The 25371-nt window shown below is 65.9% G+C and carries 30 protein-coding genes; 17 read left to right on the top strand and 13 right to left on the bottom strand.

Going from position 1 to position 25371, the window contains the following annotated elements; all coding sequences use genetic code 11:
- Positions 1–114: 114 nt before the first annotated feature.
- Positions 115–1020 carry a fatty acid desaturase gene (locus C6W92_RS02650; protein WP_241691051.1) on the bottom strand — a complete coding sequence of 302 codons (906 nt, stop codon included), beginning with the start codon at positions 1018–1020 and terminating at the stop codon, positions 115–117.
- A complete protein-coding gene (locus C6W92_RS02645) occupies positions 1013–1219 on the bottom strand; it encodes a DUF2061 domain-containing protein (protein ID WP_129431527.1) in 207 nt (68 codons plus the stop codon). The genes C6W92_RS02650 and C6W92_RS02645 overlap by 8 nt, the downstream gene beginning before the upstream one ends.
- Positions 1220–1327: 108 nt before the next feature.
- Between C6W92_RS02645 and C6W92_RS02640 the strand changes: the two genes are divergently transcribed.
- Entirely contained in the window at positions 1328–2188 is an 861-nt protein-coding gene (locus C6W92_RS02640; protein ID WP_129431526.1) for a helix-turn-helix transcriptional regulator, read from the top strand.
- Between the two features lie 12 nt (positions 2189–2200).
- Here the strand turns inward: C6W92_RS02640 and C6W92_RS02635 are convergent, their stop codons facing one another.
- Together C6W92_RS02635 and C6W92_RS02630 are read right to left on the bottom strand one after the other, a co-directional pair.
- Positions 2201–2908, bottom strand: a complete 708-nt coding sequence (locus C6W92_RS02635) for an NUDIX domain-containing protein (RefSeq protein WP_129431525.1) — start codon at positions 2906–2908, stop codon at positions 2201–2203.
- 27 nt (positions 2909–2935) lie between these two features.
- Complete coding sequence (locus tag C6W92_RS02630) at positions 2936–3334, bottom strand: DUF983 domain-containing protein (protein WP_129431524.1); 399 nt, start codon at positions 3332–3334, stop codon at positions 2936–2938.
- A gap of 218 nt (positions 3335–3552) precedes the next feature.
- Here C6W92_RS02630 and C6W92_RS02625 point away from each other — a divergent pair, with 218 nt between their 5' ends.
- From C6W92_RS02625 to C6W92_RS02610, 4 genes are read left to right on the top strand one after another with little or no spacing between them, the layout of a single operon-like run.
- Positions 3553–4176 carry an EF-hand domain-containing protein gene (locus C6W92_RS02625; RefSeq protein ID WP_241691050.1) on the top strand — a complete coding sequence of 208 codons (624 nt, stop codon included), beginning with the start codon at positions 3553–3555 and terminating at the stop codon, positions 4174–4176.
- Between the two features lie 54 nt (positions 4177–4230).
- Positions 4231–4821: an RNA polymerase sigma factor gene (locus C6W92_RS02620; protein ID WP_129431523.1), complete on the top strand. Its 591-nt coding sequence runs from the start codon at positions 4231–4233 to the stop codon at positions 4819–4821.
- Positions 4808–5173 carry a hypothetical protein gene (locus C6W92_RS02615; protein WP_129431522.1) on the top strand — a complete coding sequence of 122 codons (366 nt, stop codon included), beginning with the start codon at positions 4808–4810 and terminating at the stop codon, positions 5171–5173. The genes C6W92_RS02620 and C6W92_RS02615 overlap by 14 nt, the downstream gene beginning before the upstream one ends.
- The gene (locus C6W92_RS02610; protein WP_129431521.1) at positions 5173–5670 is read left to right on the top strand and encodes a periplasmic heavy metal sensor; all 498 of its coding nucleotides are present in this window, start codon (positions 5173–5175) and stop codon (positions 5668–5670) included. The genes C6W92_RS02615 and C6W92_RS02610 overlap by 1 nt, the downstream gene beginning before the upstream one ends.
- A gap of 100 nt (positions 5671–5770) precedes the next feature.
- Here C6W92_RS02610 and C6W92_RS02605 read toward each other — a convergent pair whose 3' ends face one another.
- Positions 5771–6211, bottom strand: a complete 441-nt coding sequence (locus tag C6W92_RS02605; RefSeq protein ID WP_241691049.1) for a hypothetical protein — start codon at positions 6209–6211, stop codon at positions 5771–5773.
- A 29-nt stretch (positions 6212–6240) separates the two neighbouring features.
- Between C6W92_RS02605 and C6W92_RS02600 the strand changes: the two genes are divergently transcribed.
- Positions 6241–6999 (top strand): alpha/beta fold hydrolase, encoded by a 759-nt coding sequence (locus tag C6W92_RS02600; protein ID WP_129431519.1) that lies wholly within the window; start codon positions 6241–6243, stop codon positions 6997–6999.
- Between the two features lie 9 nt (positions 7000–7008).
- Here the strand turns inward: C6W92_RS02600 and C6W92_RS02595 are convergent, their stop codons facing one another.
- On the bottom strand, positions 7009–7194 hold the full coding sequence (locus tag C6W92_RS02595) for a CTP synthetase (protein ID WP_129431518.1): 186 nt from the start codon (positions 7192–7194) through the stop codon (positions 7009–7011).
- 244 nt (positions 7195–7438) lie between these two features.
- Here C6W92_RS02595 and C6W92_RS02590 point away from each other — a divergent pair, with 244 nt between their 5' ends.
- The 3 genes from C6W92_RS02590 (at position 7439) to C6W92_RS02580 (ending at position 10195) form a co-directional block, all read left to right on the top strand.
- The gene (locus C6W92_RS02590; protein WP_129431632.1) at positions 7439–8320 is read left to right on the top strand and encodes a GAF domain-containing protein; all 882 of its coding nucleotides are present in this window, start codon (positions 7439–7441) and stop codon (positions 8318–8320) included.
- Positions 8321–8428: 108 nt separating this feature from the next.
- Positions 8429–9949, top strand: coding sequence for an aldehyde dehydrogenase (adh, locus tag C6W92_RS02585; protein ID WP_129431517.1), 1521 nt, complete (start codon positions 8429–8431; stop codon positions 9947–9949).
- A gap of 126 nt (positions 9950–10075) precedes the next feature.
- A complete protein-coding gene (locus tag C6W92_RS02580; RefSeq protein ID WP_129431516.1) occupies positions 10076–10195 on the top strand; it encodes an entericidin A/B family lipoprotein in 120 nt (39 codons plus the stop codon).
- 24 nt (positions 10196–10219) lie between these two features.
- Here the strand turns inward: C6W92_RS02580 and C6W92_RS02575 are convergent, their stop codons facing one another.
- The 3 genes from C6W92_RS02575 to C6W92_RS02565 form a co-directional block, all read right to left on the bottom strand.
- Entirely contained in the window at positions 10220–10465 is a 246-nt protein-coding gene (locus C6W92_RS02575; RefSeq protein ID WP_129431515.1) for a hypothetical protein, read from the bottom strand.
- Positions 10466–10667: 202 nt separating this feature from the next.
- Positions 10668–10904, bottom strand: coding sequence for a hypothetical protein (locus tag C6W92_RS02570; protein ID WP_129431514.1), 237 nt, complete (start codon positions 10902–10904; stop codon positions 10668–10670).
- A gap of 164 nt (positions 10905–11068) precedes the next feature.
- Entirely contained in the window at positions 11069–11725 is a 657-nt protein-coding gene (locus C6W92_RS02565; protein WP_129431513.1) for a GntR family transcriptional regulator, read from the bottom strand.
- A 141-nt stretch (positions 11726–11866) separates the two neighbouring features.
- Between C6W92_RS02565 and dctP the strand changes: the two genes are divergently transcribed.
- The 5 genes from dctP (at position 11867) to C6W92_RS02540 (ending at position 17562) form a co-directional block, all read left to right on the top strand.
- Positions 11867–12850: a TRAP transporter substrate-binding protein DctP gene (dctP, locus tag C6W92_RS02560; protein WP_129431512.1), complete on the top strand. Its 984-nt coding sequence runs from the start codon at positions 11867–11869 to the stop codon at positions 12848–12850.
- A 77-nt stretch (positions 12851–12927) separates the two neighbouring features.
- Positions 12928–13476 carry a TRAP transporter small permease gene (locus C6W92_RS02555; RefSeq protein WP_129431511.1) on the top strand — a complete coding sequence of 183 codons (549 nt, stop codon included), beginning with the start codon at positions 12928–12930 and terminating at the stop codon, positions 13474–13476.
- Positions 13476–14789 (top strand): TRAP transporter large permease, encoded by a 1314-nt coding sequence (locus C6W92_RS02550; RefSeq protein ID WP_104017703.1) that lies wholly within the window; start codon positions 13476–13478, stop codon positions 14787–14789. Before C6W92_RS02555 ends, C6W92_RS02550 begins: the two co-directional genes overlap by 1 nt.
- A complete protein-coding gene (locus tag C6W92_RS02545; RefSeq protein WP_129431510.1) occupies positions 14789–16033 on the top strand; it encodes a malonyl-CoA decarboxylase in 1245 nt (414 codons plus the stop codon). The genes C6W92_RS02550 and C6W92_RS02545 overlap by 1 nt, the downstream gene beginning before the upstream one ends.
- Before the next feature lie 11 nt (positions 16034–16044).
- The gene (locus C6W92_RS02540; RefSeq protein ID WP_129431509.1) at positions 16045–17562 is read left to right on the top strand and encodes a malonyl-CoA synthase; all 1518 of its coding nucleotides are present in this window, start codon (positions 16045–16047) and stop codon (positions 17560–17562) included.
- A 117-nt stretch (positions 17563–17679) separates the two neighbouring features.
- On the opposite strand, the gene lepA is transcribed toward C6W92_RS02540, so the two are convergent.
- Positions 17680–19479, bottom strand: coding sequence for a translation elongation factor 4 (gene lepA, locus C6W92_RS02535; protein ID WP_129431508.1), 1800 nt, complete (start codon positions 19477–19479; stop codon positions 17680–17682).
- Positions 19480–19559: 80 nt separating this feature from the next.
- Here lepA and C6W92_RS02530 point away from each other — a divergent pair, with 80 nt between their 5' ends.
- Complete coding sequence (locus C6W92_RS02530; RefSeq protein ID WP_129431507.1) at positions 19560–19838, top strand: acylphosphatase; 279 nt, start codon at positions 19560–19562, stop codon at positions 19836–19838.
- A 176-nt stretch (positions 19839–20014) separates the two neighbouring features.
- Here C6W92_RS02530 and metG read toward each other — a convergent pair whose 3' ends face one another.
- Complete coding sequence (gene metG, locus C6W92_RS02525; RefSeq protein WP_129431506.1) at positions 20015–21745, bottom strand: methionine--tRNA ligase; 1731 nt, start codon at positions 21743–21745, stop codon at positions 20015–20017.
- Positions 21746–21956: 211 nt separating this feature from the next.
- Between metG and C6W92_RS02520 the strand changes: the two genes are divergently transcribed.
- Positions 21957–23225, top strand: a complete 1269-nt coding sequence (locus C6W92_RS02520; RefSeq protein ID WP_104017698.1) for an MFS transporter — start codon at positions 21957–21959, stop codon at positions 23223–23225.
- A 4-nt stretch (positions 23226–23229) separates the two neighbouring features.
- On the opposite strand, the gene C6W92_RS02515 is transcribed toward C6W92_RS02520, so the two are convergent.
- Positions 23230–24453, bottom strand: coding sequence for an MFS transporter (locus C6W92_RS02515; RefSeq protein ID WP_129431505.1), 1224 nt, complete (start codon positions 24451–24453; stop codon positions 23230–23232).
- Positions 24454–24654: 201 nt separating this feature from the next.
- The gene (locus C6W92_RS02510) at positions 24655–24936 is read right to left on the bottom strand and encodes an aspartate aminotransferase (RefSeq protein WP_129431504.1); all 282 of its coding nucleotides are present in this window, start codon (positions 24934–24936) and stop codon (positions 24655–24657) included.
- 292 nt (positions 24937–25228) lie between these two features.
- On the opposite strand from C6W92_RS02510, the gene C6W92_RS18120 reads away from it, so the two are divergent.
- Positions 25229–25371: transposase (locus C6W92_RS18120; protein WP_206735493.1), on the top strand; the 143-nt coding region annotated here is incomplete at its 3' end.

The following is a 25371-nucleotide window of genomic DNA, read 5'->3' as shown; positions in this document are numbered from 1 at the left end:
AAGCGCCCGCCCCGGGGGCGGTCGGGCGCTCGCGCGGCGGCGTGCAAGCACGCCTTGATTCCGCGCGGGGGCAGGAGGCGAGTGGCAGTTCAAGGCCAAACTTTGCCCCTCACCTCACCCCCGGCGCCACGGCCAGAGCGGATGCGGCACCGGGTCCTTGGCCCGCCACAGGTAGTCGCGGAAGATCGCGCCATAGGAGCGGTAGACATAGCCGCTGTTGCGCCGCTGGTAATGCTCGCGCCGCGCGGCGTAGAGCGCGGGCAGCCGGTACCACGGCACCTCGGGGTGCATGTGGTGCACCGCGTGCAGGTTGTTGTTGAGAAACAAGAGCGCCAGCGGTCCCCGATCCTCGACGATCACGGTGCGCCCGCTCGCGCGCTCGTGTGCGCGGTGCTCGAGGAAGGTGCGGATCTTCAGGAGCGCGATGCCGATCCACACTGCTGCGAGGTAGGCCCAGAGCGGCATCGGCGCATACCACACCCATGCCAGCACCACCGCCACCTGCGGCACATGCCAGACCCATGAGCGCAGCACTGACCGGTCGCCTGCGCGGATGGCCTGCCAATCGGCGCGCAGGAAGGCCACCTGCGCGATGAGTGGCCCGAGAATCAGCCGCCCCGCCAGCGTGTTGTTGGCCCGCAGCACCACGCGCCCCCAGCGCGGCAGGCGGCCCCACACGCCCGGATCGAGATAGTTCGATTCGGGGTCGTCATAGGGGTCGGTTAGGTGCTCTTCTCGGTGGTGCGCGAGGTGGGTGTCGCGGAACCGGCCATAAGGGATGACCAGGCACAGGCAGGGAAAGACCACCGCCTCGTTCCACAGGCGCTGACGGAACGGGTGGCCGTGCAGCGCCTCGTGGCACAGCGAGGAATGCAGCGCGATAGCCACCCCGGTGACGGCAACCCCCAGCGGCAGCCACAGCGCCGCCGCCCATGTGGTGCCGATGATCCAGGCGCCGTAGCAGGCGATCAGCAGCGCCAGCGTTGGCCATTCCACGGCGGGCATACGCAGCTTATCCATGGCTGCGACCCCAGTGGATGCGGGACCAGACGCGCTCGTAGATCACGTAGGTGGCAAAGCCGATCGCGGTGTTGATCGCCGCCATCAGCCCGCCCGCCGTGAGCGAGCCGGTGACGAGCAACCCGACCGTCGCCATGACCGAGAGCCCGAGCAGGTTCCAGATCACCGCCTTCACGATGCTACGCAATCGCGTCTCCATGACACCTCCGATTTGGTTGGACGATGCCTGTAGAATGCTTGCGATTTGATTGATCGGCTATTTCGGAAACGGTTAACATTTCTACGCAAATGTGATTTTAATCACCAAATGACTGAAAAAATCGACAAACGTTTACGCGCCACCCTGTTCCGTAGCCGCCTGGCCGAGGCGATGCGCCTGCGCGACACCAATCAAAGCGCGCTCGCCCGCGCCATCGGGGTGGATCGTTCCACGGTGTCGCAACTGCTCAAGGGGGTGGGCGCGCGCCTGCCCAATGCGCAGGTGGTGGGCGAATGTGCGGGCGCGCTCGGGGTGTCGGCCGATTGGCTTCTGGGACTTACCGACCGGCCAGAGACCGCCGCCGACATGCTGGCCAACACGCTGTCGCTGACCGAGGCGCCGCGCGCGCTGGTCGACGAGCAGATTTTCCAGTGGCACAAGGAGGCAGCGGGCTACAAGATCCGCCACGTGCCTGCCGGTCTGCCCGACATGCTCAAGACCCGCGAGATGCTGGAATGGGAATACGCGCCGCATCTGGGGCGCTCCACCGACCAGGCGATCGGTGCGTCGGAGGACCGCATGACGTGGATGCGCGCCGCGCGCTCGGACTACGAGATCGCGCTGCCGCTCTACGAGGTCGAGAGTTTCGCACGCGGCGAGGGCTATTACCGCGATCTGCCCGACGATGTCCGGCGCGCGCAGCTCGACCATTTCATCGCGGTCACATCACAGCTCTATCCCGGCCTGCGGTTTTACCTGTTCGACGCCCGCCGGCTCTATTCCGCGCCGGTCACGATCTTCGGCCCGTTGCTGGCGGTGCTCTACCTTGGACGCAATTACCTGGTGTTTCGCGATACCGAGCGGGTACAGGCCATGACCCGGCATTTCGACGGGCTGTTGCGCGAGGCCGCGGTCACCGCGCGCGCGTTGCCGGATCACCTGCGCGCGCTGCGGGACGAGACGACGTAGCGCGGCCCCGGCTCAGGCCGACGGCATCCCCTTGAGCCGCAGGAACAGGCTCTCCTCGTCGTCATTGCGGAAGAACGGCACCGAGGCGGGCGGCGTGCGGTCATGGGCGCGCGCGCTCACCTCTGCGAGTACGACTTCGGTGATGAAGGGCAGGTCGTGGCGGCGTGCCTCGGCCAAAGGCACCCATTGCAAGTGGCTCAACTCCTCGCAAGCGGCCGAGAAGTCGTCGGGGTCCCCGGCGATGGCCTCGGCATGGACGAGGAAGAACCGCGCATCGAAGCGGCGCGGGCGGCCCGGCGGGGTGATCGCGCGGAACACGAATTGCAGCGCGTCGGCGCGCGGCACAAGCCCGCGCGCGGCAAAACCTGTCCAGTCGGGCGGTGCCGCGCCGGGCCACGCGCCGGGCGTGCCGAGGGCGAGGCCGGTTTCTTCCCACAACTCGCGGATTGCGGCGGCGGCGAGCGCTTGGCCGAGGTCGCGGTCGCAATCTTCGCGCAGCCGTTCGGCGCAGAGCGGCGGCAGCGGGCGCGCGAGGGGAACAGTGGCGTCGGCCTCATCGACCGCGCCGCCGGGAAACACCACCTTGTTGGGCATGAAGGCCGCAGCGGCGCCGCGCTGCCCCATGAGCACATGCGGCGCGCCTGCGTGCTCGCGCAGCACGATCACCGTGGCGGCGTCGCGCACCGGCACCGACGCTGCGTCTGTCTGCGTGTCAGGCATTCGCCCCTCTTTCCGCGCGGCGGGGCGTCAGTCCTCGCCCCCGAATCCGTGCAATCTCTTGGCCCATTGCAGGCCGACCATGGCCCCCTTGAGGCGCGGCAGAAGGTATAGCGACAGCGCGATGGTGCCAACAGCGAATGTGGTGAACAGCACGAGCGGCTCGGGCCGCCACGTCTCGAACACGAACATCAGGAGGGGTGCCATCAGGTGGCCGACGATCAGGATGGTCAGGTAGGCCGGTCCGTCATCTGCGCGCTGGTGGCTGAGATCCTCGCGGCAGACCGGGCAATGGTCGCGCACCTTGAGATAGCTGCGCAGGAGCGGGCCGCTGCCGCAATTGGGGCACTTGCCGCGGAAGCCGCGCCACATCGCGCGGCGGGCGTCGCGTTCGGTGCTGGTGATCTCGGTGGCGGTGGTGTCGCGCATTGTGTCCTCTCGCGGCTGGTGGCGCGAACATGGCGCGACGCGCGCCGGATTTGAAGGCGACAGCCTGTCCTTGCGGCGCCATGTCGCGTGCCCGCGCGGACCGTCGGCGAAAAAAATCGCCCAGGGCGCGCCGGAACGGCCTGCTTAAGCCGTATCAGGCTATGGGTGCCCGGAAAAGAGGTGGCACCGCAACACCGATCACACGAGGAGAGATCATCATGCGACATATGGGACGTCTGGCGGGGCTCGCGCTCGTCATCGCTCTGGGCGGCGGGCTGAACGCGACGGCCGAGGCGCAACAGCAGGGCGGCATGGGCCAAGGTATGGGCCAAGGTATGGGCATGGGCATGGGCCAAGGTATGGGCATGGGCATGGGCATGCAGGGCGACGGGCCAATGAACATGGCCGAGCGCTTCGGCGAGGCGGATGCAGATGACGACGGCAAGGTCAGCCGCGACGAGATGGTGGCGCGCATGACCGAACAGGCCGCCGAGCGAATCGGTGCGCGTGCAGATCGGATGATCGCCCGGCATGACGGTGACGGCGACGGGATGCTGACGCTGGACGAGCTGCAAGCGGGTCCCGCCGGGCGCATGTTCGGGCGGATCGATGCCGATGGTGACGGAGCCATTTCGCGTGAGGAATTCGCGAACATGCGCGAGATGTATCATGGACCGGAGGGCGGACAGCGCTACGGGCGACATCACGGCGAGCGCCACGGCGACCGCCACGGAGGTGGCGCGGGCATGGGTCATCACGGCGCGCGGCACCACGGCAAGGACGGGAACGGCATGGGGCAGGGTGGCGTCATCATCCACCACCATTACTACTACGGCAACTGAGTCCGTCCGCGCCCGCCGCTTGTGACGCGGTGGGCGCGGCGCTAGCTTCGCGTGATGACCATGCCCCTCGACGCCAGCAGCGACCTGTCCGACGAGGACCTGCTCGACGCCTTCGCGCGCGGCGACCGGGCTGCGGCGCGGGTGCTTACGCTGCGGCTCACTCCGCGGGTGTTGGCCCATGCCGGGCGGCTTCTGGGCAGCCGGGCCGAGGCCGAGGAAGTGGCGCAGGAGGCGATGCTGCGGCTATGGCGGCAGGCTGCGAACTGGCGCGCGGGCGAGGCGCGGCTCACGACCTGGCTCTATCGCGTGGTCGCCAACCTGTGCATCGACCGGCAGCGCCGGGCGCGGGGCGGTACGGTGGCGCTCGATGCCGTGCCCGAGCCGCGCGACCCGGCCCGCGACGCGCCCGCGCGGATGCAGGACCGCGCCCGCGCCGAGGCGTTGCAGGCGGCGCTGGCGCAACTGCCCGCGCGGCAGCGGCAGGCGGTGGTGCTGCGCCATATCGAGGGCTGCGCCAACCCCGAGATCGCCGAGATCATGGAGACTACGGTCGAGGCGGTCGAGAGCCTGACCACGCGCGGACGGCGCGCGCTGACGCGGGCGCTGGCCGCGCGCAAGGAGGAGCTGGGATATGTCGACGAGTGACGAAGACAACTGGCAGGAGGCGGCGCTCGCGCCGTTCTTTGACGCCGCGCGCAGGCAGGCGCCCACGCCGTCCACCGACCTGATGGCACGGGTGCTGGAGGATGCCGAGGCCGCGCAGGTCCGGTACGCGGCGGCAACGCGGCCGGTCGCGCCGCGCGCCGGTCTGTGGGCGCGCATCCGGCAGGGGCTGGGCGGCTGGCCGGCGATGACCGGGCTGGCAGCGGCGGGGCTTGCCGGGGTCTGGATCGGGCTCGCCCTGCCCGAGGTGCTGCCGGGTCTGGAACCGACTGCGGGCGATTACGTGGTCGATATCGCGCCCGACCTGGCGCTGGAGACGGGAGGGGGGTTCTGATGTCTGAGGAGACGGGCGGGCAGGGGCGCGGTTGGCGCATCATCCTCATCGCGTCGCTGGCACTCAATCTGCTGGTCGCGGGCGTGATCGGCGGCTGGGTGTTGCGCCACGGGATCGGGCCGCACCCGGATCACGGGCCGCATTCCGCGCGGCTGGCGCAACTGGGCGGGCCGCTCACCCATGCCCTCGATGCCGAAGGGCGCGTGGCCATCGTGGCGCGGCTGCACGGGGAGCCCGGCGCGCAAGAGGCGCGCCGGGCAGCGTTGCGCGAGAGCTTCGAGGCGCTGCTGGCCGACTTGCGCGCGCAGCCTTTCGACCCGGCGCGGGTGACGGCGCGGCTCGACGCGCAGCGCGCGCAGGTGGCGGACCGGTTCGAGGCCGGGCACGCGGCGCTGGTGGCGCATCTGGCCGCGATGAGCGACGCCGAGCGCGCCGCCTATGCCGACCGGCTGGAAGAAAACGTGCGCCGCTGGCGGCACCACCCGCATCATCGCTAGAGCGTGTCGCGTTCATTCGCATTCATGCGACACGCTCCAACTCGTTGATTTCGCATGTTCAAGGGGCTCAAAACCGGTTCCCACTTTTGAACAACATGCGCTAGGCGGCGTGGACGTAGCGCCACAACAGGTAGAGCAGCACGCCGAAGATCATCAGGTTGAGCACGATCCCGCCCAAGAGCCGCAGGATCGCCGTGTTGCGCCGCTCTCGCGGGTCGATCCGGTCGAGATGGCGGTGCATGTCGGCGAATGCCGCGTCCACGGCGCGGTGGTCGAGCAGGCGGGCAAGGCGGGGGTGGCTCATCCAGTCCTGCGCGCCCAGAAGCGTAGCGGCGGCGCGGCGCTGGCGGCGCGGCAACAGCCGTCCGGCGCGGCGGACCTGCCGTTCCAGCGAGTGGCCGCGCAGCCCCAGCCTTTCCCTGAGCGCGGCTTGCAACACCGTGATCCGGCCGTCGAATTGCTTCGTGTCGATCATCGGCGGGCTGGCCTCCCCCGTGCTGGTCTCGCGCCGGGTGCGGGCCCGGTCCCGAGGGCTGGTCATCGGCGCGGTGCGACGATATGCAGGCCCCCATGTTGAACATGATCGAGCATGGCACCGCCTCTGACAAGCCGGGAGTGTTGATCGCGCACGGGCTCTACGGGTCGGCGCGCAACTGGGGCGTAATCGCCAAGCGGCTGTCGGATACGCGCCGCGTGGTGGCGGTGGACATGCGCAATCACGGCGGCAGCCCGTGGTTCGACACGCATGGCTACCCGGAGATGGCGGAGGATCTGGCCGAGGTGATCGGGAATCTCGGCGGCGCGTGGGACGTGCTGGGCCATTCGATGGGCGGCAAGACGGCGATGGTGCTGGCGCTGAGCCATCCCGATCTGGTCAACAGGCTCGTGGTGGCGGATATCGCGCCGGTGGCCTATGGGCACAGTCAGGTCCAGTATGTCGAGGCGATGAAGGCGGTGGACCTGGACCGGGTTGAGCGGCGCCCGGACGCGGGCGCGCAACTGCTGGAGCGGGTGGACAACCCCGACCTGGTCCCGTTCTTCCTGCAATCGCTTGACGTGAAGGCAAAGCGCTGGTTGCTCAATCTCAACACGCTGGAGCGGGAAATGCCGAAAATCCTCGGCTTTCCCGAGGTGTCGGGTATCTACGAGGGCCGCACGCTGTTCCTGTCCGGGGCGGAGTCGGACTATGTCCGCCCTGAGCACCGCGACCGGATCAAGGCGCTGTTTCCCGCCGCGCGCTTCGCGAAAATTCCCGGGGCGGGGCATTGGCTCCATGCCGAGAAACCGCGCGAGTTCGAGGCGGCGGTGCGCGCGTGGCTCGATAGCTGAGCGCGTCGGTCAGGCGTTTTCGTAGAGCTTCTTGGTCACCATCCAAGTCACCGGAAAAGCCGCAACGAAGCCGAGCGCGGCGGCGATCAGGATTGGCGTGAGCGTGTCGCGGCCAAGGACGAGCGCGGCGATCACGGCAGAGCCCGCGAGGGTGGAGCCGATGAAGAGATGCAGGATGAATCCAAGGCGCAGCATGGGGCCCTCCGGTTTGATGATCGTTGCGGCAGAGATTAGCGGGTGCTTCGGGCGGGCACCTTGATCTGGGTCACGATGGTCTGGATTTACACAAGCGGCCCCTGTGGGGTATCTTCACCCGACAGCCAGCCGCGGGAGACGCGCCATCACCGACAAACGCAACCATGTGGATCGGGTGCTTGAACAGTTGCACTCGACCTCTGCTCCGGCACGATCGCGGGTGGTGGCGTCCTGGCGGCGGTCGATGCTCAAGCATGGGCTGGACCCCGCGGAGCGGCGCGTGCCCGAGCGGGTGGAGGAGGCCGAGTTGCGGCAGCGGCAGGTGGGGCTGGAGCAGTTCCTTCAGGTGGCCGCGCCGAAACTGGATCAGCTGTTCGGTCTGCTGGGCCATTCGGGCTGTGCCGTGCTGTTGACCGATGCCGAGGGCGTGGTGCTGGATCAGCGCTGTGCCGAGGGCGATGCGCCGATATTCGAGGACTGGGGGCTATGGCAGGGGGCCGACTGGTCCGAGGCCGCCGAGGGCACCAACGGGATCGGCACCTGCATCGCCGAGGATCGGCGGGTCATCATCCATCGCGACGAGCACTTCCTGGCGCGTAACACGGCGATGAGCTGCATGGATGCGCCGATCTACGGGGCCAACGGGCGGATCATGGCGGCGCTCGACGTGTCTTCGGCGCGGTCGGATCAGACCGAGGCGTTCAACCGGCTGATTGGCGCGATGGTGGCGCAGACCGCGCGGCAGATCGAGGCCGATAATTTTCGCGCCGCCTATCCGCGTGCGCGCATCATCTATGCCGATCACGACGAGAGCGAGGCGGCGATGCTGCTGGCGGTGGATAGCGACGATATCGTGGTCGGGGCCACGCGGGCGGCGCGCAAGGCGTTCAACCTAGGCAATGAAGCGGTGATCCGCCCGGTGCCCGCAAGCGATCTTTTCGGTCGCGAGGACGGCCCGCGCGGCTTTGAGAAGGCCGAACGCGCGGCGGTGATTCGGGCGCTGGCGCGAGCGGGTGGCAATGTCTCGGAGGCGGCTCGGGCGCTGGGAGTCGGGCGGGCGACGCTCTACCGGCGGATGAATCGGCTGGGTCTCTACGAAAGCACGGGCGATCTGTCTCAGGATTGAGACAGGTTGCCATGCCCGTCCCCGGTGCACGGGGTGACGGGGTGCGCGGTGGCGCGCAGGGTATCCTCATTCCCGGCGGAGGACCGGGAGCAACCGGAGGAAACCCGAATGAACGAGATGACACAGGTCGAAGGCCGCCCCGGCGCGCCCTTCAAAGCCCATTATGACAATTTCATCGGTGGCGCGTTCGTGCCGCCCGTGAACGGGCGCTATTTCGAGAACATCACGCCAATCACCGGCGCGGTCGTGTGCGAGGTGGCGCGCTCGGACGCGGCGGATGTGGAACTGGCGCTCGATGCCGCCCATGCCGCGAAGGAGGGTTGGGGGCGGACCTCGGCCGCCGAGCGCTCCAACATCCTGCTCAAGATCGCCGATGCGATGGAGACCAATCTGGAAATCCTCGCGCAGGCCGAGACATGGGACAACGGCAAGCCCATTCGCGAGACGATGGCCGCCGATATTCCGCTGGCGGTCGACCATTTCCGTTACTTCGCGGGCGTGCTGCGCGGGCAGGAAGGCACCATGTCCGAGATCGACCATGACACGGTCGCCTATCATTTCCATGAGCCGCTGGGCGTCGTGGGGCAGATCATCCCGTGGAATTTCTCGATCCTGATGGCGGCGTGGAAGCTGGCCCCGGCGCTGGCGGCGGGCAATTGCATCGTGCTGAAACCGGCGGAACAGACCCCCGCCGCGATCATGGTGCTGGCAGAGCTGATCGTCGATCTGCTGCCGCCCGGCGTGCTGAACATCGTCAACGGCATGGGCGCCGAGGTTGGCGCACCCTTGGCGAAATCGCCGCGTATCGCCAAGATCGCCTTTACCGGCTCGACCGAGACCGGGCGCAAGATCATGCAGGCCGCGACCGAGAACCTGATCCCTGTCACGCTGGAACTGGGGGGCAAGTCGCCCAACATCTTCTTTTCCGACGTGATGGCAGAAGATGATGCCTTCCTCGACAAGGCCGTCGAAGGTTTCGTCCTCTTCGCTTTTAACCAGGGCGAGGTCTGCACCTGCCCCAGCCGCGCGCTGATCCAGGAGGACATCTACGAGGAATTCATCGCCCGCTGTATCGCCCGGGTGAAGGCGATCAAGCAGGGCGATCCGCGTGATCCCGAGACGATGGTAGGCGCGCAGGCCAGTGCCGAGCAGCAGGACAAGATCATGTCCTATCTCACCATCGGCGTCGAAGAAGGGGCCGAGGTGCTGGTCGGCGGCGATGCTGCGCCGATGGATGGCGACCTGGCGGGGGGCTATTACGTGCAGCCCACGATTCTGAAAGGCCACAACAAGATGCGGGTGTTCCAAGAGGAAATCTTCGGCCCCGTCGTGTCGGTCACGACCTTCAAGGACGAGGCCGAGGCATTGGCCATCGCCAATGACACGATGTACGGCCTCGGGGCCGGTGTCTGGACGCGCGACGGCAGCCGCGCCTATCGCTTTGGCCGCGCGATCGAGGCAGGGCGTGTCTGGGTCAACAACTATCACGCCTATCCGGCGCATGCGGCCTTTGGTGGCTACAAGCAGTCAGGCGTCGGCCGCGAGAACCACAAGATGATGCTTGACCACTATCAGCAGACCAAGAACATGCTGGTCAGCTACAACCCCAACAAGCTCGGCTTTTTCTGAAGGTGAAAGCGTGATGAGCGCGGGCCGTCGGGGAAACCCGGCGGCCTTTTTGGCATCTCTGCGATGGAGTTTGCGGGCAGTCGGCCTGCGCTATATGGATGAGGGGATGAAACAGGAGAACGCGACATGAAACGGACGATGATCGGGCTGCTCGCCTGTATGGCGCTGACGGCGTGTGAGACGGTGCAGGGCGCCGGGCGCGACTTGCAGAATGCCGGGCGCGCGGTGGAACAGGCGGTGGAGTGAAGCGGGCCGGGCCACCCGCTTGAGTCACACTTCCGGTTGCGATGGCCTGGGAACGAGGCCGCCCGCGCGCGTGTGATCGAAATTCGGATCCCGCCGCTTGATGCGCCGGGAGATCACGTAGGCCAGCGGCCACGCGGCAAGCGCGCCCACGGCGGCTGCCCCGCCGATGGCGGGCCACGAGTAGTAGCCAAGGGTCAGAACGGTGATGACGAGCGCGCCCACCGTCATGGGCCCGGTGGCAAGGGTGAGATAGAAGCTCAGACGGTCCATGATGGTCCTCCTTTCGCTGTCGCCTTCGAGGTGGGAACGCGAGAGGGGATGTTTCAAGGGGCGCGCCGTAGGGCAGGCGGCAACCCGCCGTTGCGACAGGTGTGGGGGACGGTGGGTTGGCAACCACCCTGCGGTGGTCCGGGCTTGGCGGGGCGGCATCGGCGACGGGTCGCGATGCCGCCCGTGGCCGGGACTGGCCGGATCACTCGATACCTAGCATGTCCTTGGCCTCGGCAAGCGTGGCGACCGAGGCCGCGTGGTCGCCCGCCTCGTGCTGTTCCTCGCCGAGGGCACGCAATTCCTTGACCTTGGTCATCTCGGCGTCGGAGAGGCTGGCCTCTTCCATGGCTGCGTCGATCTTGGACATATCCATCGGGCACTGCCCGGCGATGGCCGGCACCGCGAAGCTGAGGGAAGCGATAAGGGCGAGATATTTCATGATTTGGTCCTCCTGTTGTGACGTTCAGAAAGAAATAGTGTCGCTTTGGCAGATGTCGAGGTTGGGCCTTGGCGTCGCGCGGCGAAGGGCGGCTGAGAGTGCCCGATCTTGCGAACCGCGCCGGAATCCATCCCGATCCCGCTATTGCGAGCGTGCCTCGGGGGTCATTCCGCCGCGTCGCGCAGGCTCGACATCAAAAGGTGGAACTTCTCGCCCTGAATGGCGACATGGCCGCGCAGCGCCTCTGCAGCACGCTCCGCCTCGCCCGCGCGCAGGGCGGCGACGATTGCCTTATGCTCGGCCATGGATTGCTGCATCCGCCCGCGCAACCGCAGTTGCAACCGGCGAAACGGCTTCAGTCGCCGGTGCAGGCGTAGCGCCTCCTGCTCCAGAAACCCGTTGCCCGCCTGATGATAGACCACGTGGTGGAACTGCTCGTTCTCGCGGTAATAGCCATCCGTATCGCCCGCCTCCACCGCGGCCGTGCAGCGGGCGTTGGCGGCGTCCAGATCCTGCAAGGCGGTTTCGGAAATACGCTGCGCCGCCAGCCGGCCGCAGACCCCCTCGATCTCGGCCATGGTCTCGAACATCTCCATCAGCTCGACCGGGCCGGGCTGACGGATGAACACCCCACGGCGCGGTATCTGTTCAGCGAGGCCCGAGGCCACAAGCCGCTGCAACGCCTCGCGGATTGGCGTGCGCGACACGTCGAACTGCCGCGCCAGCCGGATCTCGTCCAGCCGGTCGCCATCGTTGAAGCCGCCGGTGAAGACAAGCTCCTCCAGCGCATCCGCAATGATATCGGCCCGGCGTTGTGTCATGAAAAAAGTCTAGGCGGCAAAGACTTTGTGCGCAAGATGGAATTTCTTGTATACAAAAATCTTGACTTTGAATTCAAACCACCAAAGACTGCACGCATGCTCGCGGGTCAGACGGCCCCAAGGCAGTAATGGGAGGAAAACATGAAACACACATTCACCGCGGCCATGGCCGCAAGCATGCTGCTTCTGGGGGGAATGGCAAACGCCACCGAACTGCGCCTGTCGCACCAGTGGTCCAACAGCGACGTGCGTCACAAGGTGGCGCAGATGGTTGCCGACGAGGTTGCCGCCGCCGATGTCGATCTGGAGATCAGGATTTTCGGTTCCAAATCGCTGTTCAAGCCGCGCGAGCAATACACCCCGCTCAGCCGTGGCCAGCTCGACATGACGGTTCTGCCGCTGAGCTATGCGGGCGGTCAGCAACCCGCCTACAACCTCACCCTGATGCCGGGCCTCGTGAAGAATCACGATCACGCCGCGCGCCTGTCCGACAGCCCCTTCATGGAGGCGATCGAGGCGAAAATGGCCGAGGATGACGTGATGGTTCTAGTGCATGGCTATCTTGCGGGCGGGTTCGCCGGCAAGGACAAGTGCATCACCAAGCCAGAAGACATCCAGGGCCTTCAGACCCGGGCGGCGGGCAAGGCGTTCGAGCAGATGCTGGCGGGGGCAGGGGCCTCGATCGCGTCGATGGCAAGCTCGGAAATCTACAACGCCATGCAGACCGGCGTTCTGGATGCGGCCAACACCTCGTCCTCGTCCTTCGTCTCTTATCGGATCTACGAGCAGGTGAGCTGCTACACCCCCGCGGGCGACGTGGCGCTGTGGTTCATGTATCAGCCGCTCCTGATGAACAAGACCGCTTTCGACGGTCTGACCGAAGACCAGCAGGCCGCGCTCTTGGCCGGGGCTGAAAAGGCCGAAGCCTATTACCTCGAAGAGGCCAAGAAGCAGGACGCCAACTCGGTCGAGGTATTCGAGAAGGCCGGTGTCGAGATCGCCCACATGACCCAGGAAGAATTCGATGCCTGGCGCGCGATCGCGCAGGAAACCTCTTACAAGGCATTTGTCGAACAGGTGCCCGACGGGCAGGACCTGCTCGACATGGCGCTCGCCGTCGAGTGACGTGACACCCATGCCGCGCCCCACGCTCGGGCGCGGCATCCCTGGACTGAAACCCCGACGACCATCAGGAGTGCCAAATGTCTGGCCAGACCTCGGGCGCCGTCGCGCGCACCGGTAACAATCCATTCCTGCGTGCCGTTGCCGCGATCTCGACTCTCGCTGGCTGGATTTCGGCCGGCATGATCGTCTCGGCAGTGCTGATCACTTGCCAGATGATCTGGATTCGTTTCGTGATGAACGGCTCGACGATCTGGCAGACCGAGGCGGTGATCTACCTCATGATCGCGGCCACGCTTCTGGGTTTGCCCTACGTCCAGCGATTGCGCGGGCATGTGAACGTGGACCTGATCCCGCTCGCCCTGCCGCGCCGCATGCGCAAGGGGCTGGGGATTCTGACGCTGTCGCTCTCCATCCTCGTCGTGGGAAGCATGCTCTGGTACGGCTATGACTTCTGGCATTTCGCCTGGGCGCGCGGATGGACCTCCGACACGGTCTGGGCGGTGCGGCTGTGGATACCCTACCTCGCCATCCCGGTGGGCTTTGGCCTGTTCCTGTTGCAACTGGTGGCCGATCTCGTGGCCCTCATCCTCGATATCGACACCGCTTTCGGACTGGAGGACGCCTGATGGATCCGCTTCTGCTTGGCCTCATCGTCGCCATCGCGACCATCGTCGTGCTGTTCTCCGGTGTTTCGGTCGCGGTCGGTCTGTTGATCGTCGCGGGCGGGTTCCTGATCATTTTTGACGGGATGCGCTCGTTGGAGCTCATGCCCGAGATATTCTTTGGCAAGCTTGACAATTTCGCGCTTCTGTCGATCCCGATGTTCATCATCATGGGTGCCTCCATCGCCTCGACGCGGGCGGGCGCCGACCTTTACGAGGCGCTGGAGCGGTGGCTCACCCGTGTGCCCGGCGGCCTCGTGATCTCCAACCTCGGGGCCTGCGCGCTCTTCTCGGCGATGTCCGGCTCCTCGCCCGCCACCTGTGCCGCCATCGGCAAGATGGGCATCCCCGAGATGCGCAAGCGCGGCTACCCCGATTCCGTCGCCGCAGGCTCCATCGCGGCGGGCGGCACGCTCGGTATTCTGATCCCGCCCTCGGTCACCATGATCGTCTACGGCATCGCCACGGAGACCTCGATTGGCCGGCTCTTTCTTGCGGGGGTCATTCCCGGCTTTCTGCTTGTGGTGCTCTTCATGGCCTGGTCGCTCTACCAGACGTGGCGCTCGGGCGATGTGAACCTGTTGCGCGTGACCCCCTATACCTGGGCGCAGAAATTCGAGATCCTGCCCCGCGTCCTGCCCTTTCTCGCGATCATCCTCGGCGTGCTCTACGCAATGTATGGCGGCATCGCTACGCCGTCCGAGACCGCCGCCGTCGGTGCGCTGCTGTGCCTGGTGATCGCGATGGTGATCTACAAGCTGTGGGATCCCCGCGCGCTCTGGGTGGTGCTGCGCGACAGCACCCGCGAAAGCGTGATGATCCTGTTCATCATCGCGGCGGCGGGGGTGTTCTCCTACATGCTCTCGTCGCTCTTCATCACCCAGTCCATCGCCGAATGGATCGGCACGCTTGACGTCAATCGCTGGGTGCTGATGGGCGCGATCAACGTCTTTCTGCTGATCGCGGGCTTCTTCCTGCCGCCTGTGGCGGTGATCCTGATGGCGGCGCCCATTCTGCTGCCGATCATCACCATCGCCGGGTTTGATCCAATCTGGTTCGCGGTGGTGCTGACCATCAACATGGAAATCGGCCTGATTTCGCCTCCCGTCGGTCTCAACCTCTATGTGATCAACGGCATCGCCCCCGATATCAAGCTCAAGACGATCCTCTACGGCTCGCTGCCTTATGTCGGTTGCATGATCCTTGCGATCATCCTCTTGTGCCTGTTTCCGGGACTGGCCACATGGTTGCCGAATGCAGTGATGGGGATGGGCTGATGAGCGTTCTTGCTGACCTCTTGTCGACGGTGTTCGAGCGCCGCTATCGCGGTGCGTCCGAGCCTGACCGGCAAAATCGAAGCATCGAGGCGCTGTGTCGCGATCTGTTGGGCAGTTCCGGCGAGGTGTCGGGGATGGCGCTTGCGCGGCTGATCCTGGACCGTTACGCGGGCCTCGAGGATGAGGGGAAGCTCGCGTTCTTCGAGTTTCTGACGCAGGATATGGGCGTCGATCCAGAAGCGGTGCGCGACACGCTCAATGCGTTCGAGGCCGCGCCGGACCGCAAGACCTATCGCGCATTCATGAGTGCCGCCGAGCCGCCGCGCCAGGAGTTGGCCCGCCGTCTCAACCAAGTGCCAGGGGCCACGGCGCGGCTTGTGGCGATGCGGGCGGACCTCTTGCGCCTCGCGGACGACAATCCGGCGCTTTCGGTGGTCGATCTCGACCTCAAGCACCTCTTCGCTTCGTGGTTCAATCGCGGCTTTCTGGTCTTGCGCCCGATCAACTGGACCAGTTCGGCGGATGTGCTGGAAAAGATCATCGCCTATGAGGCGGTGCACGCGATTGACAGCTGGGACGACCTGCGCCGTCGTCTGGCGCCGAAGGACCGGCGCTGTTTCGGCTTTTTCCACCCCGCGATGCCCGACGAGCCGCTGATCTTCGTCGAGGTTGCGCTCAGCCGCGGCATTCCCGGTGCAATCCATGACGTGCTGTCGGAGGAACGCGAGGCTATCGCGCCCGACGCGGCGGACACGGCCGTGTTCTACTCGATCTCCAACTGCCAATCGGGGCTCGCGGGTATTTCGTTTGGCAATTCGCTGATCAAGCAGGTGGTGGCCGATCTGTCGCAGGAGCTGCCCAATCTCAAGACCTTCGTCACCCTCTCGCCGATTCCGGGCCTCGCCCGCTGGATGGACGAGACCGGCACCGCGATGCCAGAGACGAAAGACGCCCGCCGCCAGATCGCCGCGCATTACCTGCTGAACGCCAAGCGCGACAAGGGCGGGCCCTACGATCCGGTGGCGCGGTTCCATCTGGGCAACGGGGCCTCTGTCCACGCGATCCACGCGGGCGCGGACCGCTCGCCCAACGGGCAGCGGCAATCGGGCGGCGTGATGGTGAACTACCTCTACGACCTGCGCCAGATTTCGCAGAACCACGAACGATTTGCAGCGTCGGGCGAGATCGCGGCCTCGCCCGATGTCACGGCGCTCGCCGCAGCCTCCGCCAAGACGACGGAGTGAAGGACAAGACCATGGCTAATCCCCTCTACGACACGCTCTTCGGTTGCCATGCGGGCCGCACGGCCCCGTTCCTGCATCTCGCGGATGGCGGCACGCTCAGCTATGACGCCTTTTTGCGGCTGGCCGCCCGCTATGCCCATGCCTTTCGCGCGGCGGGGCTCGAACCTGGCGACCGGCTCGCGGCCCAGATCGAGAAATCGCCCGAGGCGCTTGCCGTCTATGCCGCCTGCGTGCAGGCAGGCATCGTGTTCCTGCCGCTCAATACCGGCTATACCGGGGACGAACTCAAGTATTTCGTGACCGACAGCAGCGCGAAACTTCTATTGTGCGACGGCGCCAGGGCCGATGCGCTGCGCCCCATGGCCGAGGCGGCGGGCGCGGTGCTCATGACGCTCGATGAGGGTGGCAGCGGCACGTTGTCCGACGCGGCCCGGGATATGCCAGAGACCTTCGACACCATCCCGCGCGATGGCGATGATCTTGCGGCGTTTCTCTACACCTCTGGCACGACGGGGCGGTCGAAGGGGGCGATGCTGACGCAGACCAATCTTTTGTCCAATGCAGAGGTTCTGGTCGCGTACTGGCAGTTCAGCGCCGATGATGTGCTGCTGCACGCTCTGCCGATCTTTCACACCCACGGCCTGTTCGTCGCCACCAACATCGTGCTTCTGGCCGGTGGCGCGATGATCTTTCTGCCGAAATTCGATCTCGACCAGGTGATCGCGCACCTGCCGCGCGCCACCACGATGATGGGGGTGCCGACCTTCTACACCCGGCTGCTGGACGATCCGCGCTTTACCCGCGACCTGGTGGCACATATGCGGCTGTTCACCTCCGGTTCGGCCCCGCTGCTGGCGGAAACGCATGTGGCGTTCGAGGCGCGCACCGGGCACCGCATCCTCGAACGCTACGGCATGACCGAGACCAACATGAACACCTCCAACCCCTATGACGGCGAGAGGCGCGCGGGCACGGTGGGGTTCCCGCTGCCGGGGGTGGAGCTGAGGATCACCGATCCCGAGAGTGGCGAGACCTTGCCGCAGGGCGAAATCGGCCTCATCGAGGTGCGCGGACCCAACGTGTTCAAGGGCTATTGGAACATGCCCGAGAAAACGGCGGAGGAACTGCGCGGGAACGGGTTCTTTATCACCGGCGATCTGGGGCTGATCGACGATCGTGGCTATGTCCATATCCTGGGGCGAAGCAAGGATCTGATCATCTCCGGCGGTTACAACATCTATCCCAAGGAAATCGAATTGCTGCTCGACGATCAGCCCGGCGTTCTGGAAAGCGCGGTGGTGGGCGTGCCGCATCCCGATTTCGGCGAAACGGTGGTCGGGTTTCTCGTGCCGCAAACGGGCATGACGCCCGATCTCGACGCGATAGGCGCGGCGGCGGCACGGTCGCTGGCGCGCTTCAAGCACCCGCGCAAGCTTATCATACTCGACGCGCTGCCGCGCAACACGATGGGCAAGGTGCAGAAGAACGTCCTGCGAGACGAATATGGCGGGCTGTTCGCGGGGCCCTGACAGGGTTGGGCAGGCCGGGGGCCTTTTCGCGACCATGCCGATCCGCTGCCGCGCGTATCAAGCCCGCGTTGAACGAAGCTTTGCGCTGGCGGCTGTGACACACCCGATCATTCGCGTTTATCCATCCATCTTCAGCGCCGAGATGAACGCCTCCTGCGGGATTTCCACGCGACCGAACTGGCGCATTTTCTTCTTGCCGGCCTTCTGCTTCTCCAGGAGCTTCTTCTTGCGTGTCGCATCCCCACCGTAGCATTTCGCCGTGACGTCCTTGCGCAGCGCCGAGAGCGTCTCGCGGGCGATGACCTTGCCGCCGATGGCCGCCTGGATCGGAATCTTGAACATGTGGCGGGGGATCAGGTCCTTCAGTTTCTCGCACATCGCGCGGCCGCGCATCTCCGCCCGGTCGCGGTGGACCATCATCGACAGCGCGTCCACCGGCTCGTCATTGACCAGAACCTGCATCTTTACCAGCCGGTCCTCGCGGTAGCCTTCGAGCTGGTAATCAAACGAGGCATAGCCCTTGGTCACCGATTTGAGCCGGTCGTAGAAGTCGAACACCACCTCGTTCAATGGCAGGTCATAGACCACCATTGCGCGGCTGCCCGCGTAGGTGAGGTCGAGTTGCAGGCCGCGACGATCCTGGCACAGCTTGAGCACGTCGCCGAGATATTCGTCGGGCACGAGGATCGTGGCCTTGATGCGCGGCTCCTCGACCCGGTCGACGAGCGAAGGGTCGGGCATGTCGGCGGGGTTGTGCAGGTCCACCCGCTCGCCGTCCTTCATGTAGAGGTGATAGATCACCGACGGCGCGGTGGTGATCAGCTCGATATCGTATTCGCGCTCGATCCGGTCGCGGATCACCTCAAGGTGCAGCAAGCCCAGAAACCCGCAGCGAAAGCCGAAGCCCAAGGCAGCGGAGCTTTCCATCTCGTAGCTGAAGGAGGCGTCGTTGAGGGCGAGCTTCTCGATGGCGTCGCGCAGGTCGTCGAACTGCGCGGAATCCACCGGGAAGAGGCCGCAGAACACCACCGGCACCGAGGGTTTGAAGCCTGGTAGTGCCTTTGCACAGGGGCGTTTTTCATGGGTGATCGTGTCACCGACGCGGGTGTCGCGGACCTGCTTGATCGAGGCGGTGATGAAGCCGATCTCGCCCGGTCCCAATGCGTCCACCACCGTCATCGCCGGGCGGAACACGCCGATGCGCTCGACATTGTAGGTGGCGCCGGTCTGCATCATGCGGATGCGGTCGCCCTTCTTCATCACGCCGTCCATGATCCGCACGAGCACGACGACCCCGAGGTAGAGGTCGTACTTGCTGTCCACGAGCATGGCCTTGAGCGGTGCGTCGGCGTCGCCCGTGGGCGGTGGCAGGTGGGCGATGATCGCCTCGAGCGTCTCGCGGATGCCCTCGCCGGTCTTGGCCGAGACGGCGATCGCGCCGGAAGCGTCGATGCCGATCACCTCCTCGATCTGCTGCGCGGTGCGTTCGAGATCGGAGGCCGGCAGGTCGATCTTGTTGAGCACCGGCACAAGCTCGTGATTGGCGTCGATGGCCTGGTAGACATTGGCCAGCGTCTGCGCCTCGACCCCTTGCGTGCTGTCCACCACCAGGAGCGAGCCCTCGACCGCGCGCATGCTTCGCGACACCTCGTAGGAGAAATCCACGTGGCCGGGCGTGTCGATGAGGTTGAGCACGTATTGCTGGCCGTCATCGGCGGTGTAGTCGATGCGGACGGTGTTGGCCTTGATGGTGATGCCGCGTTCGCGCTCGATATCCATGGAGTCGAGCAACTGTTCCTTCATGTCCCGCTCGGCGACGGTATCCGTCATCTGGATCAGCCGGTCGGCAAGGGTGGATTTGCCGTGGTCGATATGCGCCACGATGGAGAAATTGCGGATTTGCGAGAGCGGTGTCATGGCTGTGGCATATGGCGGGGAAGTGGTGCCCGGTCAAGGCGGATCGTGCTAGGATGGCGGTGCTGGAAAGGGAGGCCAACATGTCTGGGATCAAGGCAGTCGGGGTGCGTGTCGGGGGCCGGGTGCAGGGGGTGAGCTTTCGCGCCTGGGCGCAGGTGGAGGCGCAGGGGCGCGGCCTGTCGGGCTGGGTGCGCAACGAGGCCGACGGGGCCGTGCGCGCGCATCTGGAGGGTCCGGCGCGCGACGTGGATGCGATGCTCGCCGCGCTGCACAAGGGGCCGCCGGCGGCGGTGGTGCGCGAGGTGACGGTGCAGGAGGCGGTGCCGGAGGGGGGCACGCATTTTGACATAAGGCGGTAGTGGGAAAGGGGGCGCGCGGGGGCGTTATGGCCTGTTCCCGCCATTCGCATCCTGCCCTCGCGCGGAATAAAGGCGCGGTTACGCGCCGCCGCGCGAGCGCCCGACCGCCCGCTGCGCGGCTCCTCAACCGGTGCGCTGAATGGTAGCTCAAGGCCGGAGACGCCTGCTCGCGCCCCTCAGCCCCGTGTGCCGGAGAACCGCGCCTGCCAGTCCTCGCGCGCCTCGTCGGATATCTTGGCAAAGAGCACCTCGGGCACCTCGAATCCGTGGCCGGGCGCGAGCGTGTCGAGCGCGGCGGGGACGTCGTCGGGCCAGCTTGTATCGTCGGTTTTCATCGCCGCCAGCATTGCCTGCGCCGCGTCGGGGATGAAGGGCGCGGACAGCACGGCGTAGAGCCGCACGAGGTTGAGCGCGAGCCGGATCTGCACTGCCGCGCGCCCGGGATCTTCCTTGAAGGTGGCCCACGGCGCGGCGTCTTGCAGGTACTCGTTGCCCTCGACCCAGATCGCGCGCAGCGCGCTGGCCGCCTTGCGGATCTCGATCGCCTCCATATGCGCCTCGTAGTCCCCGATCCGTGCCGAGAGCCGGTCGATGAGCGCCTGTTCCTGTGCGCCATACTCGCCGCCCTCGGGCACCTGCTCGCCGAATTTCGAGCGGCAGAACTTGGTCACGCGGGAGACGAAATTACCCAGCACGTCGGCGAGGTCCTTGTTTACCGAGGCCTGGAAATTCTCCCAGGTGAATTCGCTGTCGGAATTCTCGGGCGCATGGCTCAGCAGCCACCAGCGCCAGTAATCGGCCGGCAGGATGTCGAGTGCGTCGTCCATGAACACGCCGCGCCCCTGGCTGGTAGAAAACTGGCCGCCATCATAGTTGAGGTAATTGAACGACTTGATGTAATCGACGAGCTTCCACGGCTCGGACCCGTCATGGTTTGCGCCCATCAGGGTCGCCGGAAAGGAGAGCGTGTGAAATGGGACGTTGTCCTTGCCCATGAACTGGGTGTAGCGCACATCGGCGGCGCCCTTGTCGGTGCGCCACCAGCGCTCCCACGCCTTGGCCTCCAGCCCCTGTGCCTCGGCCCATTCCGCGGCGCAGGCGATGTACTCGATGGGCGCGTCGAACCACACGTAGAAGACCTTGCCCTCCATTCCCGACCACGGCGCGCCCTCGAATTGCACCGGGATGCCCCAGTCGAGATCGCGGGTGATGCCGCGATCCTGCAATCCATCGCCATCGTTGAGCCATTTGCGTGCGATCGAGGTGGTCAGCACCGGCCAGTCGACCTTGGTGTCGATCCAGTCGCTGAGCGCGCGGCGCATCACCGACTGGCGCAGGTAGAGATGGCGGGTCTCGCGCACCTCGAGATCGGTCGCGCCGGAGATGGCCGAGCGTGGGTCGATCAGGTCGGTCGGATCGAGCTGCTTCGTGCAGTTTTCGCATTGATCGCCGCGGGCCTTGTCATAGCCGCAATTGGGGCAGGTGCCCTCGATGTAACGATCCGGCAGGAAGCGGCCATCGGTTGGAGAATAGACCTGTTTCTCACGCACCTCCTCGATCAGCCCGGCCTCGTGCAGGCGGACCGCGAGATGTTGGGTGAGGCGGCAGTTTTGCGGGCTGGAAGAGCGTCCGAAATGATCGAAGCCGAGGCAAAACCCGTCGGAGAGCCGTTTCTGCACCGTCCACATCTCGGCGCAATACTCGTCCACCGGCTTGCCCGCCTTGGCGGCGGCAAGCTCGGCAGGGGTGCCGTGCTCGTCGGTGGCGCAGAGATAGAGCACCTCGTGGCCGCGCCCGCGCAGATAGCGCGCGTAGAGATCGGCGGGCAATTGGCTGCCCACGAGGTTGCCGAGATGCTTGATCCCGTTGATATAGGGGATCGCCGAGGTGATGAGGTGACGTGCCATCGTGCCGGACTGCCTTTGTCGCCTGGAACTGCTTCTCCCGCGTTTAACCGCCCCGTGCCCAAAGGGCCAGAGGCCGCACCCCCGCCTGCCGCATATTTGCGCATGTGCGCGGGCGCACTGCGCACAGGGTCGAATCCGGTTTGACGCGGCCCGTGCGCGGGTGTAGCGGCGCGGGCGAGAAAGGGCCATCAGCCGAGAGGGAATCGCCGCGATGTTCAAGGTTATCGGCTCGGTCTGGGCGCTGCTGCTGGGCATGATGCTGGTCATGATCGGCAACGGGATGCAGGCCACGCTCATGGGTGTGCGCGGCGGCATCGAGGGCTTTGGCACGCTGGAGCTGTCGATCATCACCTCGGCCTATTTCGTGGGCTTTCTCGCCGGCAGCCGTGTGACGCCCGAGATGATCCGCCGGGTGGGGCATGTGCGGGTCTTTGCCGCGCTGGGCTCGTTCCTCTCGGCGGGGCTCATCGCATTCCCCGTGCTGACCGATCCCTATAGCTGGACGGTGATCCGGGTGCTGCTGGGCTTCTGTCTCGCCGGGGTCTACGTCACCGCCGAAAGCTGGCTCAACAACGCCGCCACAAATACCACGCGCGGCAAGATCATCTCGGCCTACATGATCGCCCAGACCTCGGGGATCATCGCGGCGCAGGGGTTGATGAACCTCGGTGACGCCGGGGGCTACCTGCTGTTCGTGGTGCCCTCGATCCTCGTGTCGCTGAGCTTTGCGCCGATCCTGTTGTCGGCCTCGCCGACGCCCGCCTTCGAGACCGACAAGCCGATGACGCTGCGCCAGCTCTATGACAGCTCGCCGCTGGCGAGCGTGGGGATGCTGATCCTCGGTGGCATTTTCGCGGCACAATTCGGCATGGCCTCGGTCTATGGCGCACAGGCGGGGCTGAGCGTGGCGCAGATCAGCGGATTTGTCGCCGCGATCTTTGCCGGGGCGGTGGCGTTCCAGATGCCCATCGGGTGGCTGTCGGACCGGATGGACCGGCGCTGGCTGATCCTCGGGGTGGCGGCGGTGGGTGCAGTGAGTACCGGGGTGGGGGCGTTCCTCGGTGTCGATTTCGAGACGCTGCTGGTGCTGGGCTTCGTCATGGGGGGCATGGCCTCGCCGCTTTATTCATTGTTCATCGCTTATACCAACGACTTCCTCGAGGTCGAGGACATGGCCGCTGCCTCGGGCGGGCTGGTTTTCGTCTACGGGATGGGGGCGATCGCCGGGCCGATGGTGACGGGGCAGCTGATGGATATCGTCGGGCCGCACGGGTTCTGGCTGTTCCTGGCGGCGCTGTTCGCGCTTATCGCCGCCCATGCCACGTGGCGGATGACCTGCCGCCCCGGGGTGCCGGTGGATGAGACGGGGGCCTATGTGGGCGTGTCGCCCACGGGCTCGCCGGTGGCGCTGGCGGCGGCGCAGGAATGGTACGTGGAAACCGCCGAGGAAAGCGCGGCGGAGGACGCGCGCGAGGGTTAGCCGGTCACTTCCGGTCGCGGCTGCGCCCGGTCAGACGCCCGATGAGGAACGAGGTGCGCGGTGCCCAGACATAGGGTGTGCGCGCCTTGGCCGGGGGGCGCGCGAGCATCCGCATGAGACCGAAAAGCACCAGCCCGGCATGCCCGACTGCTATCATGGCGAACATCGCCCCCGGGCCGAACCGCTCGATCAGTGCAGAGGCCATGAGCGGCGCTGCCATTGCCCCCACGGCAAAGAAGAACATCAGCGCCGCCGACAGCTCTACCCGCTCGGAACTGTCAGCGAAATCATGGGCATGGGCCGCGCAGACCGAGTAGATCGGGAAGGTCGTCAGCCCGAAGAAGAAGGCCGTCGCCAGCACGCCCGCGGTGCCCAGATCGTGGGTCATGGCGGTCGTGACGCTTGACACGATGGCCGCCAGTGACAGGCCGATCAGCACCCAGCGGCGGTCGTAGCGGTCGGCGAGCCATCCCACCGGGTATTGCGCGACCGCGCCGCCCAGCACGAAGACCGCGAGGAACCCGGCGATCTGGTCCACGGCGAGGCCGACCTGCTGACCGTAGAGGGGGCCGACCATGCGGAAGGAGGCCGACGAGAGGGCGGCGACCAGAACCCCCGCCGTGGCCAGCGGCGAGCGGGCCACCAGCAGCATCGGGCGCAGGCGCGGGGCGGCGGGTGTCTCGGGCTGGCGCAGGCGCGACAGGGTCAGCGGCAGGAGCGCCGCGCAACACAGTAAGGCCAGGAGATTATAGGAAAAATACGTGGCAGGGGGCAGCACCGAGATGAGCAGCTGGGCGGCCAGCGAGGCGCCCATGTCGACCACCCGGTAGACGCCCATGGTGCGCCCGCGGGTGGCGTTGGTGACCTTGGCCTGAAGCCAGGCCTCGATCACCGTGTAGCACCCCGCCACGCAGAGGCCGGAGGCCACCCGCATGACGGCCCAGGCATAGGGGTCGGTGACCATCATGTGGCCCAAGAGGCCGATGGCCCCGGCGGCGGTGAAGGCGGCGAAGGCGCGGCTGTGCCCGACCGTCCCCATCAGCCGCGGGGCGTACCAACACCCCAGAAAGAAACCGAAAAAATGCGCCGAGCCCAGGAGGCCGATCTGCGCGGTGGTGTAGTCGAGCGCCAGCCCCGAGAGGGCATCCAGCGGCCCGACCCCGCCGGTGGAAAGCTGCAGCAGGACGACCGAGAGGAACAGGGCGGCGAAGGAGATGATCAGGCGCATGGTGCCGCCAGCATCGCAGGTGCCGCCCGGAAGGCCAGCGCGTTTTCGACATGACCGTGTCGGATTCTGGCGAAGGGCGGCGAACCGGGGTTAACGGGCGGAAATCAGGCGATTTTGGCTGTCGGCATCCCGTCGGTATCCTGTCGGTATTGCGTCGGTGGGGTTTGGGGCGCGGGGAGCGGGTTAACGGGGCGTGATCTGTCAGACAGTCGTGCTTCGTCCGATTTCTTTTGAAGAAATCGGGGGGGCGCCGGGGATGAGCCAGCGGATCGGGGCGCGGTTGCAGAAGATGATGATCTGGCCCGAGTTCTCGATCGCCCGATAGCCCCGCCGGTCGATCTCGCGCAGGAAGAGGTCCATGTCGGCGAAGCGCTCAATGTCGCGCGCCTTGCGCCGGATCACGGTGCCCTGTTGGACGGATTTGGAGGTGAAGAGGTCATGCAGCCAGACCTCGGGCGTGAGGGGAGAATTGCGGTTTCGCATGATGTGAGCATGCGGGACGGTGGGTTAAGGGATGTAGGGTGGGGGATGCTCTGCCGATGCGCTGCGGCGCAGGGATGGTGTGTTGGCCATCCACCCCAACGAATACTTCGTTTCTATCAATCATTGCCTTGGTTTATTTGTGCCAACCACCTATTTGAGTATCCACGCCCTGGAGCAAACCCTCCGACTTCCAGTCGGACCTGCTTCAGCGTGAAAGAATCGTGTTATGATCGTACCCTCAGAAAAATGAGCCGCAGCCGGGTCGAAGGCTCATTTTTCTGAGGGTACGATCATGCAATATGACACCGGCAAACACTGCGTCTTCTATCACCGCTACCACATCGTCTGGTCGACCAAATACCGTTACAAGGTGCTGACCGGGGCATTGCGACTGCGGGTGCGCGACATCTGCCGGCAGGTGTGCCGCGAGAACGA

The sequence above is a fragment of the Roseovarius sp. A46 genome (assembly GCF_004126395.1).
In the GTDB taxonomy this organism is placed as follows: Bacteria; Pseudomonadota; Alphaproteobacteria; order Rhodobacterales; family Rhodobacteraceae; genus Roseovarius; species Roseovarius nitratireducens.
Note: the sequence above shows the minus strand (reverse complement) of the source record. Positions and strands in the feature narration are given on the sequence as shown.